Origin of the sequence: Mesorhizobium sp. M0019, from assembly GCF_040323975.1 — a bacterium.
In the GTDB taxonomy this organism is placed as follows: Bacteria; Pseudomonadota; Alphaproteobacteria; order Rhizobiales; family Rhizobiaceae; genus Mesorhizobium.
In genome coordinates this window covers 52112-69074 of sequence record NZ_JAMYVK010000013.1, presented here as the reverse complement: position 1 = coordinate 69074, position 16963 = coordinate 52112, and the positions used below count along the sequence as shown (strand labels likewise).

At 61.7% G+C, this 16963-nt stretch carries 16 protein-coding genes; 2 read left to right on the top strand and 14 right to left on the bottom strand.

Annotated elements, in window-relative coordinates; translation table 11 throughout:
- Nucleotides 1-2 precede the first annotated feature (2 nt).
- The 5 genes from pdeM to NKK47_RS12225 form a co-directional block, all read right to left on the bottom strand.
- Entirely contained in the window at nucleotides 3-719 is a 717-nt protein-coding gene (gene pdeM / locus NKK47_RS12245) for a ligase-associated DNA damage response endonuclease PdeM (RefSeq protein ID WP_352576953.1), read from the bottom strand.
- Nucleotides 716-3238, bottom strand: a complete 2523-nt coding sequence (locus NKK47_RS12240) for a ligase-associated DNA damage response DEXH box helicase (protein ID WP_352455135.1) — start codon at nucleotides 3236-3238, stop codon at nucleotides 716-718. The genes pdeM and NKK47_RS12240 overlap by 4 nt, the downstream gene beginning before the upstream one ends.
- Before the next feature lie 67 nt (nucleotides 3239-3305).
- Nucleotides 3306-4217 carry a C40 family peptidase gene (locus NKK47_RS12235; RefSeq protein WP_502896642.1) on the bottom strand — a complete coding sequence of 304 codons (912 nt, stop codon included), beginning with the start codon at nucleotides 4215-4217 and terminating at the stop codon, nucleotides 3306-3308.
- Entirely contained in the window at nucleotides 4180-4530 is a 351-nt protein-coding gene (locus tag NKK47_RS12230) for a MarR family winged helix-turn-helix transcriptional regulator (RefSeq protein WP_023676939.1), read from the bottom strand. Before NKK47_RS12230 ends, NKK47_RS12235 begins: the two co-directional genes overlap by 38 nt.
- A 69-nt stretch (nucleotides 4531-4599) precedes the next feature.
- Nucleotides 4600-5964: a leucyl aminopeptidase family protein gene (locus tag NKK47_RS12225; RefSeq protein WP_352455133.1), complete on the bottom strand. Its 1365-nt coding sequence runs from the start codon at nucleotides 5962-5964 to the stop codon at nucleotides 4600-4602.
- 122 nt (nucleotides 5965-6086) lie between these two features.
- Between NKK47_RS12225 and NKK47_RS12220 the strand changes: the two genes are divergently transcribed.
- On the top strand, nucleotides 6087-6908 hold the full coding sequence (locus NKK47_RS12220; protein WP_023676937.1) for a tetratricopeptide repeat protein: 822 nt from the start codon (nucleotides 6087-6089) through the stop codon (nucleotides 6906-6908).
- 116 nt (nucleotides 6909-7024) lie between these two features.
- On the opposite strand, the gene NKK47_RS12215 is transcribed toward NKK47_RS12220, so the two are convergent.
- From NKK47_RS12215 to NKK47_RS12175, 9 genes are all read right to left on the bottom strand, one after another.
- Nucleotides 7025-8041 carry a type II secretion system F family protein gene (locus NKK47_RS12215; protein ID WP_023676936.1) on the bottom strand — a complete coding sequence of 339 codons (1017 nt, stop codon included), beginning with the start codon at nucleotides 8039-8041 and terminating at the stop codon, nucleotides 7025-7027.
- Nucleotides 8042-8050: 9 nt separating this feature from the next.
- Nucleotides 8051-9064, bottom strand: a complete 1014-nt coding sequence (locus tag NKK47_RS12210) for a type II secretion system F family protein (RefSeq protein ID WP_023676935.1) — start codon at nucleotides 9062-9064, stop codon at nucleotides 8051-8053.
- Nucleotides 9065-9093: 29 nt separating this feature from the next.
- Complete coding sequence (locus tag NKK47_RS12205; protein ID WP_352455132.1) at nucleotides 9094-10602, bottom strand: TadA family conjugal transfer-associated ATPase; 1509 nt, start codon at nucleotides 10600-10602, stop codon at nucleotides 9094-9096.
- A 29-nt stretch (nucleotides 10603-10631) separates the two neighbouring features.
- A complete protein-coding gene (locus tag NKK47_RS12200) occupies nucleotides 10632-11915 on the bottom strand; it encodes a CpaE/TadZ family protein (RefSeq protein ID WP_352576951.1) in 1284 nt (427 codons plus the stop codon).
- A gap of 55 nt (nucleotides 11916-11970) precedes the next feature.
- Entirely contained in the window at nucleotides 11971-12705 is a 735-nt protein-coding gene (locus NKK47_RS12195) for a CpaD family pilus assembly protein (RefSeq protein WP_352576949.1), read from the bottom strand.
- Between the two features lie 14 nt (nucleotides 12706-12719).
- Nucleotides 12720-14249 (bottom strand): type II and III secretion system protein family protein, encoded by a 1530-nt coding sequence (locus NKK47_RS12190; RefSeq protein WP_352576947.1) that lies wholly within the window; start codon nucleotides 14247-14249, stop codon nucleotides 12720-12722.
- Nucleotides 14246-15061 carry a Flp pilus assembly protein CpaB gene (gene cpaB / locus NKK47_RS12185; protein WP_352576945.1) on the bottom strand — a complete coding sequence of 272 codons (816 nt, stop codon included), beginning with the start codon at nucleotides 15059-15061 and terminating at the stop codon, nucleotides 14246-14248. The genes NKK47_RS12190 and cpaB overlap by 4 nt, the downstream gene beginning before the upstream one ends.
- Before the next feature lie 189 nt (nucleotides 15062-15250).
- The gene (locus tag NKK47_RS12180; RefSeq protein WP_023676930.1) at nucleotides 15251-15769 is read right to left on the bottom strand and encodes an A24 family peptidase; all 519 of its coding nucleotides are present in this window, start codon (nucleotides 15767-15769) and stop codon (nucleotides 15251-15253) included.
- Nucleotides 15770-15917: 148 nt separating this feature from the next.
- The gene (locus tag NKK47_RS12175; RefSeq protein WP_023676929.1) at nucleotides 15918-16088 is read right to left on the bottom strand and encodes a Flp family type IVb pilin; all 171 of its coding nucleotides are present in this window, start codon (nucleotides 16086-16088) and stop codon (nucleotides 15918-15920) included.
- Nucleotides 16089-16431: 343 nt separating this feature from the next.
- Here NKK47_RS12175 and NKK47_RS12170 point away from each other — a divergent pair, with 343 nt between their 5' ends.
- On the top strand, nucleotides 16432-16854 hold the full coding sequence (locus NKK47_RS12170; RefSeq protein ID WP_023676928.1) for a pilus assembly protein N-terminal domain-containing protein: 423 nt from the start codon (nucleotides 16432-16434) through the stop codon (nucleotides 16852-16854).
- Nucleotides 16855-16963 lie beyond the last annotated feature (109 nt).

The following is a 16963-nucleotide window of genomic DNA, read 5'->3' as shown; positions in this document are numbered from 1 at the left end:
GTTCAGCCCGGTCTGAGCATCGCGTGGGAAATCGCGAAAATGCGCTCTGTGCCAAGCATATAGGCCATCAGCGTTTCGCGGCGGAACAGCCCGGCATAGGCGCGATCGAGCACGTTGAGCGAGCCGGTATAGGCGCCGAAAGCCGGCATGATCATGCGGCCGCCATCGCCGGCAAAGCAACGACGCCGCACCGAACGGCCTTGCTGCACGATGCGGGCGCAAGGATGCAGGTGGCCTGATATCTCGCCTTCCACTCTCACCGCCGAAGGCTCGTGCCGGAAGAGTAGCGAGCCTATGGCCAGCTCGCGTACGGTCTCGCCTGGCAAGTCGGCCGGCGCTTCTGGATCATGATTGCCGGCGACCCAGAACCAGTCGCGCCCGACCATCAGCCTTTCCAGCCTTTGGCGAAAGCTCGCGTGCATACGTGCGGCGCCGCCGCCATCGTGAAAACTGTCGCCCAGGCTGATAACGATCGCAGGCTGATAATCGGCGATCACCGCCTGTAGCCGGAGCAACGTCGCACCGGTGTCGTAAGGTGGGACCAGCGTGCCGCGCCTCGCCAGTGATGAGCCTTTTTCCAGATGCAGGTCGGATACGGTCAGAAGCCGGAATTCGGGAAAATAGAGCACGCCGCGACGGTCGCAGATCGCGCGTTCGCCGGCGATACGGACAGCGCCCGCATCCGCCAGAGGCGCAGCCATGGCGAGCGCGACAGTCATTTCGTCCCCATGGCCTCCTCGACCAGCGTGGCTGCATCCATCAGCAGCGTGTCATCGGCCTCGCCATGCACCGGCATTTTGCCGATCTCGAGCATGATCGGCACGGCGAGCGGCGATATCTGCTCGAGGTTCTTATGCATGATTCGACCTTGGACGCGCGAGAGCATCTCGGCAAGTCTGCTGACATCCAAGAGACCGGTCGCGGCATCGGCACGCGTCGCCTGCAAAAGGATATGGTCGGGCTCGTGGCTGCGCAGCACGTCGTAGATGAGATCCGTCGACACGGTTACCTGGCGGCCGCTCTTCTCCTGCCCCGGGTGGCGTTTCTCGATCAATCCCGAGATCAGCGCGCAATTGCGAAAGGTGCGCTTCAACAACCAACTGCCGGCGAGCCAGGCTTCGAGGTCGTCGCCCAGCATGTCCTGATCGAATAGCGCAGCCAGCGACGGTTTCTTCGCCCTGAACATATGGCCCATATCGGCCAGCGACCATATGGCAAGCGCATAGTCGGTGGCGACGAAGCCGAGCGGCTTGGCTCCCGCCCTGTCGAGGCGGCGGGTGAGCAGCATGCCGAGCGTCTGGTGCGCCAGCCTGCCCTCGAACGGATAGGCCACCAGATAGTAGCGGTTGCCGCGCGGAAAGGTCTCGATCAGCAGATCGTCGCGTTTCGGCAGCACCGACTTGTCGGCCTGGAAGCGTAGCCAGTCGGCGACCTGTTCCGGCAGCTTCTTCCAGCGCTGCGGATCGTCCAGCATGGCGCGGACCTGTTCGGCCAGGTACGTCGAAAGCGGGAATTTGCCACCACCGTAATACGGCACCTTGGCGTCGCTGCCGGGTGCATTCGAGACAAAGCACTCATTCTCGCGGATACCTTCGAAGCGCAGCACCTTGCCGGCGAACATGAAGGTGTCGCCATGCGTCAGCGTTTCGAGGAACGCCTCCTCGATCTTGCCCAGAACCCGGCCGCCACGCGAAGCCGCGCCTCTGCTGCCCGCCTGGACGTAGCGGACGTTGAGCGCCGGCACTTCGATGATGGTGCCGACGTTGAGCCGGTATTGCTGGGCGACGCGAGGATTTGAGACCCGCCACAGTCCGTCCTTGTTCAACCGGATGCGGGCATAGCGCTCGTAGTTCCTTAGCGCATAGCCGCCAGTGGCGACGAAATCGATGACGCGATCGAATGTCGGGCGATCGAGATCGGCATAGGGTGCTGCCGTCCGCACCTCCTCGAACAGCGCATCGGCATGGAACGGCGCACCGCAGGCACAGCCCAGCACGTGCTGCGCCAGGACGTCGAGCCCGCCATCGACCAGCGGCGGCGTATCCTGGGCACCGAGATAATTGGCGTCGAGCGCCGCCCTGCATTCCAGCACCTCGAAGCGGTTGGCCGGTATCAGGATCGCCTTGGACGGCTCGTCCATACGGTGGTTGGCGCGGCCGATGCGCTGCGCCAGCCGGCTGGCACCTTTCGGCGCACCGACATGGACGACCAGGTCGACATCGCCCCAGTCGATGCCGAGGTCGAGCGTCGACGTGGCGACGATGGCGCGCAGGGTGTTCTCGCCCATTGCCTTTTCGACACGCCGGCGCTGCGCGACGTCGAGCGAGCCGTGATGCAGCGCGATCGGCAAGGTCTCCTCGTTGACCCGCCACAACTCCTGGAACAGCAACTCCGCCTGGCTGCGCGTGTTGACAAACAGCAGGGTTGTCTTGTGGCCCTTGATCTCGTTGTAGATTTCCGGCGTTGCGTAGCGGGCCGAATGTCCCGCCCACGGCACGCGCTCCTCCGAATCGAGAATGGAGATGTCGGGCTTGGCGCCGCCAGTGACGACGATCAGTTCGGCCATCGGCCCCGGTGGATTCTGGCTGACCAGCCAGCGCCGCAATTCGTCAGGCTCGGCGACCGTCGCCGACAGGCCTATCGTCTGCAGGGCGGGCACAAACGAGCGCAGCCGGGCCAGCCCGAGCGACAGGAGATGCCCGCGCTTCGAGGTCACCAGCGAATGCAATTCGTCGAGCACGACATAGCGCAGGTCCTCGAAGAAGCGCCTGGCATCGGGCGCGGCAATCAGCAGCGCCAATTGCTCGGGCGTGGTCAGGAGAATGTCGGGCGGCGCCAGCTTCTGCCGCTGGCGCTTGTGTGCGGGCGTGTCGCCGGTGCGCGTCTCGACGGTGACCGGCAGCCCGATTTCTTCGACGGGTTTGCCGAGATTGCGCTCGATGTCGACGGCCAGCGCCTTCAGCGGCGAGATGTAGAGTGTGTGGATGCCTCGATGCGCCTGCCCCGGCCTTCTCCTCGGTCGGCCGGCCAGTTCGGTCAGCGATGGCAAGAACCCGGCCAGCGTCTTGCCGGCGCCGGTCGGGGCGATCAGCAATACCGACTGCCCACCCTGGGCTTTGGCCAGCAAATCGATCTGGTGGGCGCGCGGCGACCAGCCCTTTTCCGCAAACCATTTGACGAATGGCTGGGGCAGGACGACGGCGGCATTCTGTTGGGCAAGGCGCGGCTGCTCTGTCACGCGCCAGAGGTAGCGCGGCGACGCGCAATCGCCAAGCAGAATCAGAACAAAAGGTGATCGATTCGCATTACGGCCGGCGAAACCCGGTCGGTCCGCCATAGAGATAGCCGATACGGGCGACCGCCTCCCCCAGTCCTTCACGCGACACCAGCATGGTGTGGCCGTTGGCGTGGATCATGGTCTCCGGATCCGTCATGATCGCGACGTGGCCTTTCCAGAAGACCAGGTCGCCGCGCCGCAACCCGGCAAAATCCGGCCCGGGTTCGAGCGGCTCGCCGACGGTCGCCGCCTGCATGTCGGTGTCGCGCAGCACTTGCCTGCCAGCCATGTGCATTGCAAGTTGCACGAGACCGGAACAATCGATGCCGAAGCCGGAAACGCCGCCCCACAGATAGGGCGTGCCGAGAAACGCCTCGGCGACCGCGACGTAGTCGGGGGCAACCTCGGCGACAGGCCTGAGATGGTCAGATATGACCGCCTCGCCGGATGGCAGCAGAGCATAGTACGTGCGGCGTGTTTCAGCCGCGCCTTTCACTGTTACCGCCGATCCCATCGAGAGTTGCCCGCTGATCGGGAACCGCAAATCCGGTCCCGGATAGAGGAAAGTGCGCGGCACCGAGACAACATGCGTGGGCGCATGGTCCCGACCGCCCAGCACAGTGTCGGCGACATAGCCGACATAGCCGTCGCGCTCGGCCTGTATCCAGGCCCAGCCCTCAACGTCCTCGAAGACGAGGACGTCTTCGCCGAACAGAAGCTGGGTATCGACGCCGGCATCCGGGCGCGGAGCCTTGCGGACATCGGCCACGGAGGCTGATATGCGAGCCGGCCGGCCGGCGACGAAACGGTCGGCGGAAACCTCGCCTTTCAGCCTGGCGTCGGCGAGATCGGAGCGGAAGGCATGGAGGCGGGCATCGCTGGCGGTCAAATCGGCAACTCGTTCAAATGGGCAACTCTTGGGCTCTGGCAATGATAACATCGCCAAAGCGCTCGACAAAGAGCGCGCCTTCGACTGTACGCCTGACCAGCACGTTGCGCTTGTCGAGCTCGTCGCGATGGCGCGACACCAGTTTCAGTGCCCCCATCGTATCGAGCGCACGGGTGATCACCGGCTTGGTGACGTTGAGGCGGGCGGCTAACCCCCGCACCGTGTGTGGCGGCGGATCGAGATAGATGGTGAACAGGATCGCCGTCTGGCGCATGGTGAGATCGGGCGCGTCGTCGCGCACCTCCGACAGCACCACCTGTTGCCATAGTCGCAACGCTTGGCTTGGACGCATGATAATCGACATCCGTCCAGCATGTCGGAAAATTGTTTCGGTTCCGTTTCAGTCAATACCTTCGTCGGCTATGTCCTAGAATCAGCCGTAGCGGTTCGAAATGACCTGCTCCAGCGCCCGGATGCCTTGCGCTTCGCCACCCGCAAGGCCGTGCGGGCGGTCGAACGGGTTCCAGGCGAAGATGTCGACATGCGCCCAGCCGGCGGTCTTTTCGACGAAGCGCTTCAGGAAAAGCGCCGCGGTGATCGAGCCGGCGAAACCGTCCGACGTGACGTTGTTGATGTTGGCCACCTTCGACGCCAGCTTGGCGTCATAGGGCTTCCACAACGGCATGCGCCATAGCGGATCCTCGACCGCAACGGAGGCGTCCGCCAGCTCGGATGCAAGCGCCTCGTCACCGGTGTAGAACGGCGGCAGGTCGGGACCGAGCGCAACACGGGCAGCGCCTGTCAGCGTCGCCATATCGACCAGCATCTGCGGCTCTTCGTCATCGGCCAAGGCCAGGGCATCGGCGAGCACCAGCCGCCCTTCGGCGTCGGTGTTGCCGATTTCGACGGTGATGCCCTTGCGGCTCACCAGCACGTCGCCTGGCCGGAAGGCATTGCCGGCTATCGAATTCTCGACAGCCGGGATGAGCACGCGCAGCCGAACCTTCAACCCGGTGGCCATGATCATGGAAGCGAGACCCAGCACGTTGGCAGCGCCACCCATGTCCTTCTTCATCAAAAGCATGCCCGAGGACGGCTTGATGTCGAGACCGCCTGTATCGAAGCAGACGCCCTTGCCGACCAGCGTTATCTTGGGGGCATTGTTCGGCCCCCAAATCATGTCGATCAGGCGTGGCGCGTCGGCAGAAGCCCGACCGACGGCGTGGATCATCGGAAAGTTGGCGGTAAGAAGATCGTCGCCTTTGGTCACCGATATTTCGGCCTTGTGCGTCGCGGCCAAGGTCCGGGCGGCCTTCTCCAACTGCCCGGGGCCCATATCGCTGGTCGGCGTGTTAACCAGATCGCGCGCCAGGAAAATGCCATCGGCGAGGCGGCGGATGCGGGCGGCGTCGGTGCCTGCCGGCAGCGCGAGGCGAAGCGTCTTGCCTGGCTTCTTGCCGTAGCGGGTGAAGACATAGCCGCCGAGCGCCACGGCGAGTGCCGTAAGCTCCGGCTTGGCCGGTGCGGACGCAAAATGCCACTCGCCTTCGGGCAAGGCTCTCGCTAGTGCGCCGATGGCCAGTGCGCCCTCGCCATCACCGGTGCCGAACAGGGCTCCGGCAATCGCGCCGTTGTCGCCAGGCACGATGAGCGTCCTGCCGGCCTCGCCGGAAAAGCCGTTGGCCTTGGCCCAGGCGACCGAGGATGGCGCAAGGCCCGACGCCGCCAGAGCATCCTTCGCCACCAGATGGACCGGCAGCGCATTGCTCAATTCTTTCTCGACGAGTTCGACAGGCATTCGCTGGCCTCCGGCTTCCGAGTCGACGTTTCTTAACTCTCCGTTAGGGTTAACAGAATATTTCTGCGGGAGGAAAGATGACCTCGCAAATGGTCACGCGCATGAACGGAGCCCTGGTGCCGATGCCGACCAACCGCAGGATGAACGCCAGCGCAAATAGGCTGATCAGCACGGCGTTGATGATGGCGCTTGCCGCAGGCGTCGCTGGCTGCGGAACCAGCAAATTGACGACTGGCTCGATTTCTCGTCCAAGCGGCAAGCCGCTGGAAACAATGTCGGCGGGCGAACTGCACAACGCTACGATGGCGCTTGGCCAGTCCTATTCGAAAAACCCCAGCGACAAGCGGATCGCGACAAATTATGCCGCGGCGCTGCAGATGGACGGCGACGCAGACCAATCGCTTGCGGTGATGCGCAAGCTGGCGATCGCCCTGCCGAAGGACCGCGACGTGCTCGCCGCCTATGGCAAGGCGCTTGCCGCCAACGGACAGTTCGAACCGGCTCTCGATGCCGTGCGCCGCGCGCAGACCCCTGAATATCCTGATTGGAAACTGGTGTCGGCGGAAGCTGCCATTCTCGACCAGCTCGGCCAAAAGGACGAGGCGCGCCAAGGCTATCGCAAGGCGTTGGATCTCAGGCCGAACGAACCGTCGATCCTTTCCAATCTCGGCATGTCGTACGTGCTGGAAGGTGATTTGCGCACGGCCGAAACCTATATGCGCTCAGCCGCCCAGCAGCCGAATGCAGATAGCCGCGTCCGCCAGAACCTTGCGCTGGTCGTCGGTCTGCAAGGCCGTTTCGACGAGGCCGAGAAGATCGCCTCGCAAGAGCTGTCGCAGGATCAGGCGCAGGCTAACGTCGCTTACCTTCGCCAGATGCTGGCGCAGCAGAATGCCTGGAGCCAGCTCAAGGACCAGGACAAGGCAAAGCCCGCCACCAACTGACCGCTTCGAGCGCCGAACCGGCGCGCGAATTCCGCAACATGTCTAACGCAAAGAGCCGCGCTGCACCGGCAGCGTGGCTCTGAATCGTATCAGCGTTTCTGGCAACGCCGCTGGCGCTACTCGCTGCTGGATTTCGGCTGGTCGCCAAAGATGCCGCGCTGGCTCACCTGGATGCCGGCGGGACCCAGAATAATGGCGAACAGCACCGGCAGGAAGAACAGGATCATCGGCACGGTGAGCTTCGGCGGCAGCGCGGCCGCCTTCTTCTCGGCGGCATTCATGCGCATGTCGCGGCTCTCACTGGCAAGCACCCGCAACGCATGCGCCACGGGCGTGCCGTAGCGCTCGGCCTGAACCAACGCCTGGGACACCGACCTGACGGATTCCAGGCCAGTTCGGCTTGCAAGGTTCTCGTAGGCCTGCTTGCGCTCCTGCAGATAGGAAAGCTCGGCGTTTGTCAGGATGAATTCTTCCGCCAATGCCACCGATTGCGCGCCGATCTCATCGGCGACCTTGCGAAGCGCCGCTTCCACCGACATGCCGGACTCGACGCATATCAGCAACAGGTCGAGCGCGTCCGGCCACGCCATCTGAATCGATTGCTTGCGCTTGGTAGCGCGGTTGTTGACGTAGAGCACGGGCGCGTAGAATCCCGCATAGGCTACCACGATGCACACGAACAGCTTCACGAAAAGCGGCTGCTCGGGCAATCCGCCGAGCACGAACAGATACATCGCCGCCAATGCAAAGCCGATGAAGGGCAGGACGAGACGGAAGAAAAGGAAGCGCGTCAGCGGATTTTGCCCGCGAAAACCCGCCACTTTCAATTTCTGCAAGGTACCTTCATCCGCCAGCGCACGCCTGAGATCCAGGCGATCGACAATATTGCGCATGCCGACCGACTGTTCTTCGCGCAGGCCCTTGCGGCGGCGGTCGGCTTCGACTGCCAGCCGCGCGCGCTGCTTGGCGCGCAGCTCATCGCGCTCCAGCGCTACGGATTTCATGCGCGCCTTGAGCTGGTTCCCGCCAAAAGCGGGCAGCAGCGTGAAGACGGTCGCAAACACCGCGATACCGACCAGCAGTGCGATCAGCAGGGACGGGTCGGTGAGAGTTCTGATGACGTGATCGGTCATACGCGAGTCCTAGACTTCGAAATTCATCATCTTGCGCATTACCAGGACGCCCATCGACATCCAGATGCCGGAACAACCGAGGATCAGATGGCCGGTGCTGGTGATGAAGAGGGGCATGATGTAGTTCGGGCTCGTCAAATAGACGAGAAAGGCGACGACGAAAGGCAACGCGCCGATGATCACGGCGGATGCCTTGGCTTCCATGGACAATGCCTGGACCTTGGCTTTCATTTTCTTGCGGTCGCGAAGCACGCGCGAAAGATTGCCCAGCGCTTCGGAAAGATTGCCGCCGGCCTGAGACTGGATCTGGATGACGATGCCGAAGAAGCTCGCCTCGGTGCACGGCATCGTTTCTGGCATGCGCATGGCCGCGTCGGGGATCGACAAACCCATTTGCTGCGAATCGACGATGCGGCGGAACTCGGTCTTGACCGGCTCGGGGGATTCGTTGGCGATCAGGCGCACGGCATCGTTCAGCGGCAGGCCGGATTTTACCGCACGCACAATGATATCGAGCGCGTTCGGAAATTCGTTTAGGAACGCCTTGACGCGGTGCGCGCGGCGAAACGAGACGAACCAGCGGGGCAGACCCAAGACGCCGACCAGCAGCGCAGCCGGCAAGACCAGCAACGGTGCGCCGATGAAATAGACAAGAGCCGTCAAGACGACGCCGCAGACCGCCGAGTAGACATAGAAGCGCTCAAGCGAGATCTTCATGCCGGCCTGACGGATTTGGATCTTCAGCGGTGGTTTCTTGACCAGGCTCTGATTGGACTTTTGCTTTTGATCGAGATCCTTCAGCGAATCCTGGACGGACTTGCGACGCTTGGCCGCTTCCGCCACGCGATCGCGCGACGCCTTGACGACGGAACGATCCGTCTCGGCGGTCTTGATCGATTCAAGCCGCTTGCCGACCTGCTTCTCGGTGCTGATCCGGTTAAACAGGAAAGCATAGGCCACAGCGCCGGCGCTGAAGCCGGCGAGCACGACGAATGCCAATACGGTGCCGTCAATTCCGAACATCGACCCTGGCCCCCACGCTTCCAGACGGATCAATCAGCGCGTTTCTCCATCGCCTCGAGCGCAACCGCGAGGCGCTGCTCCTCACCGTAGTAGCGGGCGCGCTCCCAGAAATGCGGACGGCCGATGCCAGTCGACACGTGCTCGCCCAGCAGCCTGCCGTTCGCGTCCTCGCCCTTGATGTTATAGAGAACGATGTCCTGGGTGATGATGACGTCGCCTTCCATGCCGATCACCTCGGTGATGTGGGTGATACGCCGCGATCCGTCGCGCAGGCGTGCAGCCTGTATGATCACGTCGACGGAGCCGACGACGATTTCGCGCACGGTTTTTTGCGGCAGCGTATAGCCGCCCATGGCGATCATCGACTCTATACGGTTGAGGCATTCGCGCGGGCTGTTCGAGTGGATCGTTCCCATCGAGCCGTCATGGCCGGTGTTCATCGCCTGCAGCAGGTCGAACACTTCGGGTCCGCGCACTTCGCCGACGATAATACGTTCGGGGCGCATGCGCAGACAGTTCTTGACCAGGTCGCGCATGGTCACTTCGCCCTCGCCTTCGAGGTTGGGCGGACGGGTTTCGAGACGCACCACATGCGGCTGCTGCAATTGCAGCTCAGCTGAGTCCTCGCAGGTGATGACGCGTTCTTCGCGGTCGATATAGTTGGTCAGGCAATTGAGCAGCGTCGTCTTGCCTGAGCCGGTACCGCCCGAGATGACAATGTTGCAGCGGACACGCCCGATGATCTTGAGAATCTCGGCCCCTTGCGGAGAAATCGAGCCGAACTTGACCAGCTGGTCGAGCGTCAGCTTGTCCTTCTTGAACTTGCGGATGGTAAGTGCGGTGCCGTCGATAGCCAGGGGCGGTGCGATGACGTTGACACGGGAGCCATCAGGAAGACGCGCATCGCAGATCGGGCTTGATTCATCGACGCGGCGGCCAACCTGGCTGACGATACGCTGGCAGATGTTGAGGAGCTGCTGGTTGTCGCGGAAACGGATGCCGGTCTGCTCGACCTTGCCGTTGACTTCGATGTAGACGTTCTTGGAGCCATTGACCATGATGTCGGCAATATCGTCGCGGGCAAGCAGTGGCTCCAGCGGCCCGTAGCCCAAAACGTCATTGCAGATATCCTCGAGAAGCTCTTCCTGCTCGGCGATGGACATCGCGAAATTCTTGATCGCGATGATGTCGTTGACAATGTCGCGGATTTCCTCGCGCGCGCTTTCGGGATCGAGTTTGGCGAGCTGCGACAGATCTATCGTATCGATGAGTGCGGCGAAGACCTGGCTTTTGGTGTCGTAGTAGGTTTCGCTCTTTTGGCGCTGGATACTTTTCGGCTCCGGGGCCAATGGCGGCGGCTCGACCGCACGGCGAACCGCCGGCGCGGCAGGCGCGCCGGATGGCGGCAGCGCCGCCGACCTGGCAGTTACAGCCGCTTCCACAGGGTTTGCGGCCGCCGGCGCAGCAGGTGCGGGTGCTGGCTGACGGAATTCCGGAATGGTCCGGTTGCCGTCGTCGCTGCCTCTTTTACCAAACATGATCGCTTACCAATTCCACCGCTGAGGCATCACTTCTTGTTGCGCGAAAGCTTGCCGATCAGATTGCCGAGGCCAGCCTTTTTCTTCACCTTGATTTCGCTGCGCCCTGTCAGCACATGGGCGATCTCGTTGATCGTGGCGACAACCGGATTCTTGGCATCCATCTCACCGAGCATACGTCCGTTGTTGGCAGCATTTCCGAACAAAAGCGGCTCGAACGGGATGACCGACATCGGCGAAAGGCCGAGCGATTCGGAGAAGTCGGACGGCGTAATCTCAGGACGTTTCGGCACACCGGCCTGGTTGATCACAAGCTTTGGCGCGGGATCGTTCGGACGAAGCCGCTTCAGCATGTCGACCAGGTTCTTCGTGTTGCGCAGATTGGCCAGTTCGGGCGTCGCCGTGATGACGATCTCGTCGGCCTTGACCAGCGTGTTCTTGGTCCAGCCGGCCCACACGTGGGGAACATCGAGCACGAGGAGCGGCGCGCTACGCTGGGCTATGTCGATAAGCTGGCTGAAGGCGTCGGGATCGAAATCGTAGACCCGCTCCAGGGTCGAAGGGGCCGCAAGCAGCGACAGGTGCTCGGCGCATTGGGCGAGCAGCCGGTCGAGATAGACCTCGTCGACGCGTTCCGGCGAGAAGACTGCCTCGGCAATGCCTTGCGCCGGATCCTGGTCGAAATTGATATTGGCCGTTCCGAAGGCGAGGTCGAGATCGGCGACAACCACTTCGGATTTGAAAAGGGACGACATGGCCCAGGCCACATTATGGGCTATGGTCGAGGAGCCGACGCCGCCTTTGGCGCCGATGAAGGCAATCGAGCGGCCGATCGGCTCCGCTTCCGGATCAACGAAGATCGAAGACACCACGCTGACGATGTCGGCCATCGATACGGGCGCGATGACATACTCGGAAATGCCCGAACGAATGAGTTCGCGGTACAGGCCGACATCGTTGTAGTGGCCGACAACCACCACCTTGGAGGTCGGGTCACAATGCTCGGAGAGCTGGGCGAGTTGTTCAAGCAATAGCTTCGGCTCGCTGCGCGATTCAAGCAGGATCAGGTTCGGTGTCGGCGCCGACTGATAGAATTCGATAGCGGTAGGGATGCCCCCCATATGCACCTTCAGATGGGCCTTGGCCATGCGGCGATCCTCGCCGGCGCGCTCGACCGGATTGGCTACGCCTTCGGTCTCGCAAAATGCCTGGATCGAAATGCGCGGGATCGGCCGCAACGCCTGCATCGCGGCAATATCCTGCTCCGAGGTTTCGCCGCCCGGTACCTCTGTGTCATAGGCAAGATTGCTCATTGTCATCACTTTCCGTGACTTGCGCGGCTTAGGGTTTGTTGAGCCTCAACACTCGTTAATATTCGACTTCCGAATTGCCGAGGAATTCGTCCGAAATACCTCTGTCACGATAGACGTCGATCACCGCGCCGCGATTTCCCGCGTCGATCGGGGTCGGCTTGCGTGGCCCGATCAAATCGGACGGATTGGCCATCTGGGCAGCCAGGTTGTTCTGATACGAACAGCCGAAATCGGCATAGTGCTTGTTTTCCGAAGTCTGCAGCAGGTCTTCGGGCCAGCGCCCGCATTTATCCGTCTGAGCCTTCACCGAGACGTAGGCAACACGGATCGGTGCGGACGCTTCGGCCGAAACAGACTGATAGGACCGCATGGCGATCCGCTTCCGGCTGATGCCGCTGGCTATGGCCAGCCTGGCGAAATCGCGGCCGGCCACGGCCGCTGCGATTTCGTTGGCTGAGCCGCTCGGAATCTCGATCGTCAGCACCGGAGCCGCGCTCCTGTCGTATCCGTCCAGGAAGCCCAGGAGCGTGTCACGCTGGGATCTGGTCATGCCACGGTCGCCGGCGCCGACCGGAAGGTCGATCTTCTGTATCTTCTCGGCTATGACGATCGGATGGGTGGTGCGATAATCGTCCGGTATGGCACCCACCGTGACGCTGTCGCGATTGGCGCAGCCGGCCAGCAATGCCGCCACCGCGATCGCCATAATGGGAACGGCCGGCCGCCAGATTCGCGAATGGACCGACCGCGTCGCGGTGATCGCCCGTGCCTTCGATGCTGCCTTAGACATGACCGCTTCCCCGCTTACTTGTAGATAAAGCCGACAACGCCGTGGTAACGGCCGTTGGGCTTGTCGGTCTGCATGGTGCCGTAGACACGGTTGACGCGGCCAAGGAAGATGCCGGCGCCATCGCTGGCGGCGTTGAAATTGTCATCCGGCTTGGCAAGATCGTTGCGCGCCACCGGCTTCACCAGATAGGGCGTAATGATGATGACGAGCTCGGTCTCGTTGCGAACGAAATCCCTGCTGCGGAACAGCGCGCCAAGCACTGGAATCTTTGTCAGACCAGGTAAGCCGTTGACGGCTTGCCTGAGATCATCGCGGACAAGGCCGGCAATCATCATCGAGCCGCCCGAAGGCAGTTCCACTGTTGTGTCGGCCAAGCGCTTGCGGAGCGACAGGGCATTCATGCCCGGGCTTGTTAGGCCTTCGGACAAAGACACAGACCCCTCCGTTGTCGGCTCGGAAACCGAGGTTCTGACTTTCAGGCTGATACGGCCGGGAGACAGCACCACCGGCTGGAATTCCAGGCCAATGCCGTATTCGATCTTCTCGACCGAATACGTCTTCAGACCGGTCTGGTTATCGTTTGATACGGCTTGGGAAACGCTGGTCACCATGTTGTATTCGCCGCCAACCTTGAAGGTCGCCTTCTCGCCGGATACGGCCGTCAATGTTGGTTCGGCGAGGGTTTTCATGACACCGGACTGTTCCATGGCATTGATGTAGGCCTGCAGCGTCGAGCTCCCGATAGAGAGGCCCGAGTTCGACAGCGACTTGCCCAAACCAGTGAAATTGTCGCTTACCGCGCCCCAGCTGATGCCGTTGCTGCTGCCGTTGCCCATCATGTTGACGCCGAGCTGCTTCATCACCGAGCGGCTGACTTCCGCGACCGTTACCTTCAGCGTCACCTGGTCGTCGCCGATGATCTGCAGCAGGTTGACGATCTTGCTGACGCGGCGCTCGGCATCTGGGTTATCGATCGCGACGCCGGCTTCAGCCGAACCGCCGGCAGCGGTCTGCGAATATTGACCCGTGGTCGCCTCGCCGCCGGACACGAAAATGGTTGCCAGATCGGCCGCGCGCTTGGCGTCCAGAGGAGTGTCCACGGTTCCGGTCAGAACGACGTTGTCGTTCAGCAACTCGACCTTGACCTCCGATGACGGGATGAAGCGCTTGATATAATCCTCCAGCCCGGCGACGTCACGTTCGACCGCTAGGTCAAGGCTGACGATCTGCTCGCCATTCGGGCCAAAGACGAAGATATTGGTCTCGCCGACCGCCTTTCCAAACAGATAGATGCGCCTGGCGGTGCGGGTCACCGCGTCGGCTACAGCGGGGTTGGCGACGAGAATGTCGTAGGCATCGCTCGGGAGGTCGATGACCACCGACTTGTTCAGTCCGAGCTTGACCCGCTGGGTGGCGGTCGAAGCCGTCACCCTGGCGTTGTCGCCTGCTGCGCTGGCACAGAGAACGCCATATGCATTCGTTCCAAGGAAAAGCAGGCCGATCGCCGCAGCCAGCGTGACCGGCAATTTGGTTTTTAGCCTCATTTCCTCGCCCCCACTTCGGAAACTTCGCCCGACTTGATCAACCGCACGGTTCCGCGCCAGCCATTGCCGGAAACCAGGTAATCGGCTTCGCCCACATTCTTGTCCTGACTGTCCTTGATCGAGCGCAGCGCCAATGTCAGGCGATCCGCCATCTGCTGTGCGACGGTGATGATCTCGGACTGCTGCGGCGTCAGTTCCAGGGTGGCGGTCTGGCCAACCCTGGTCTTCTTACCTTCCTCGTCCTCCTGAATGGTCTGGTCGATCGCCAGGACGCGAATGTTCTTCAGGATAGTTTCGGTCGTGAAGCCCGGACCACCGCCATTGGCGGGATCGGCTCTGCGGGTCATGATGACGTCGACGAAATCGTTGGGAAGAATAAAGCCACCGGCCGAGGTGTCGGCCGAGATGCTTGTGGCAACGGCCCGCATGCCGGAGGGCAGGATCGACGACATGAAGCTTTGCCCTTCACCGATCAGCTTCGAGCGCCGCAGCGGCTCGCCGGCGTAGAGCGCCACGCGAGCGACGGCGCCCTTCAGCTTGTCCAGCGCTTCAGGCTCGGCGGCGCGGGTGATGAAATTTGCGTTGATGCCGGCGGACGGCCATGACTCCCAGGAAATGTTGTTTTCAAGCGGACTGCCCATCGGAACGTCGCCGGAAAGAACAAGCACATCCTGCAGCGCGATCGCCGGCGCCTGAGGACCGGAATCGACAACCGGAGGCGGCGGAGCCACGACCATGTTCTTCGCGACATAGCCTGCACCACCGGCCGCGGCTATCGCCACGCTCAGAATAATCAATCGGGATGCTGGCATCTGTCCGAACCTCGCCTTGGCAAACCACGTAGCCAAGCGGGACTTTGCAGCGGCAATCGTCAAAACAAGGTTAATGTTATACTTACGATCGTGATTAATTTAACGTTTACATAAATTGGACCGACAAGCCCGGCCCGAAGGAAAACGTGGCCAACTCGCCTGCTCGGCGCCAACCGCGTAAAGCGAAATTCAGCCCGCCAGCCTGGTAAGTGCCCAGGCCATCAATGGCGAGTCGGAATAGGTGAGCAGACCGCCAATGCCAAGCGCGATGCCGTACGGAACGCCGGTCGCCTCATCGGCGAAATGGCGCAGGAACGGATTGTGGCTTGTGACGGCGGCAAGCGGCGATTTTCGATAGGCGAGGATGGCTAGCGTCAGCAGTCCGCCGATGAATGTCGAGGCGACGAGGTATTCGATGAGATGGATGTTCAGTCCCATCCACATGGCAGTGGCAGCCAGAAGCTTGGCGTCGCCGCCGCCCATGCCGCCCAGCGCGAACAGGCCGAACGTCACCGCGAGAACCAGGCCGGCGGCGGCGAAATGCCAGCCATAGGTGGCCCAGTCCATGCCGGTCAAAGGCGCAACCAAGGCGAAGACAACCACAAGCAACACCGGCACGCGATTGGCGATCGTCATCGAAAGCATGTCGGAGATCGCGGCAAAAAGCATGCAGAACGGAAACACGACGAAGATCACGGCTTCAAGCATCGGCGCGCCTATGACCCAATTGCATCTAGCCCCAGCCTAATCCTATTCGATTAACGACTGATGAGGCCTAAATTTCAAATCATGCGAGGACTAAATAAGGGCCGCCAGTGCGGCGGCCCTTATTTCAGAACAACCGAACCCGTTACGGTCAGCTACCGTTCACCTTAGTGGAGATGGCGGTGAACTTGGCGTTCAGCGAGTTGCCGAGCTGGCCGGCGCCGACCATGATGGCGAGTGCGATAAGAGCGGCGATCAGACCGTATTCGATAGCGGTCGCGCCGGATTCGTCCTTCACAAAACGTGCGATGAGGTTAGACATTCGAGCTCCTACTCCAATTGTTACAGCACTTCCGTCAACTTCTCTTGGTGGCTGATCGGATACTGCGAATCTAAGGAGAAGCTGTTTCAATCGGCTTAATAAACAGGCTTACCGATTCCTTTCCCGCTTCGACGACATTGCGTGGTTAACCCAGAACTAAAATACCCGCCGCTAGGCCCCCGGGCTGACAAAAGGCGCAAGAGGCGCAATTCGGCAAAGACGTTCCAGCCGTGCCGGCTAGGCCCAATGCCGGTTCCGGCTTGGTCCTGAACTCCAGCCGCTTAACGGTTGGTTCACCAATCTCGTTCATGTTCCGTTGAACAGTTTGCCAGGGGGCGCCTCAATGGCCGGGCCGAGATCATCATTTCCAGTTGCCGTGCTTTTTGCCGCAGCGGCTTTCGCCTTTCCAGCCAGGGCCGGCGCCGGCATCGAGGTGACGATGAACCAGGCAAAGATCATCAAATTGTCGCGCGCCGCCGATACGATTGTCGTCGGCAATCCGGCGATCGCCGACGCCTCCGTGCAGGATGCATCGACGATCGTACTGACCGGCAAGGGATTTGGCGTCACCAATCTCGTCGTCCTCGACCAGGAGGGCAACCCGATCGTCGATGAGCAAATAACCGTCGTGCGCCAGGCAGCGTCGTCGGTGCGCATCTATCGGCGTTCCGAAGTACAGACCATGTCCTGCGCGCCATATTGCGAAAGCTCGTATAAGAGCGATGCCGAGAAGGCCTCCGAAGCCGAAATGAGCGCCGCGCATTAGTAGCCGACGTCTCCGTCTTTGGCGAGAACGTGCTTCGGTTATCGCCGGGTTAAGGCCTTCCCGTTGAATTTAACGGTCATTCCAACCGGACTTCAATCGGTTCCGACTA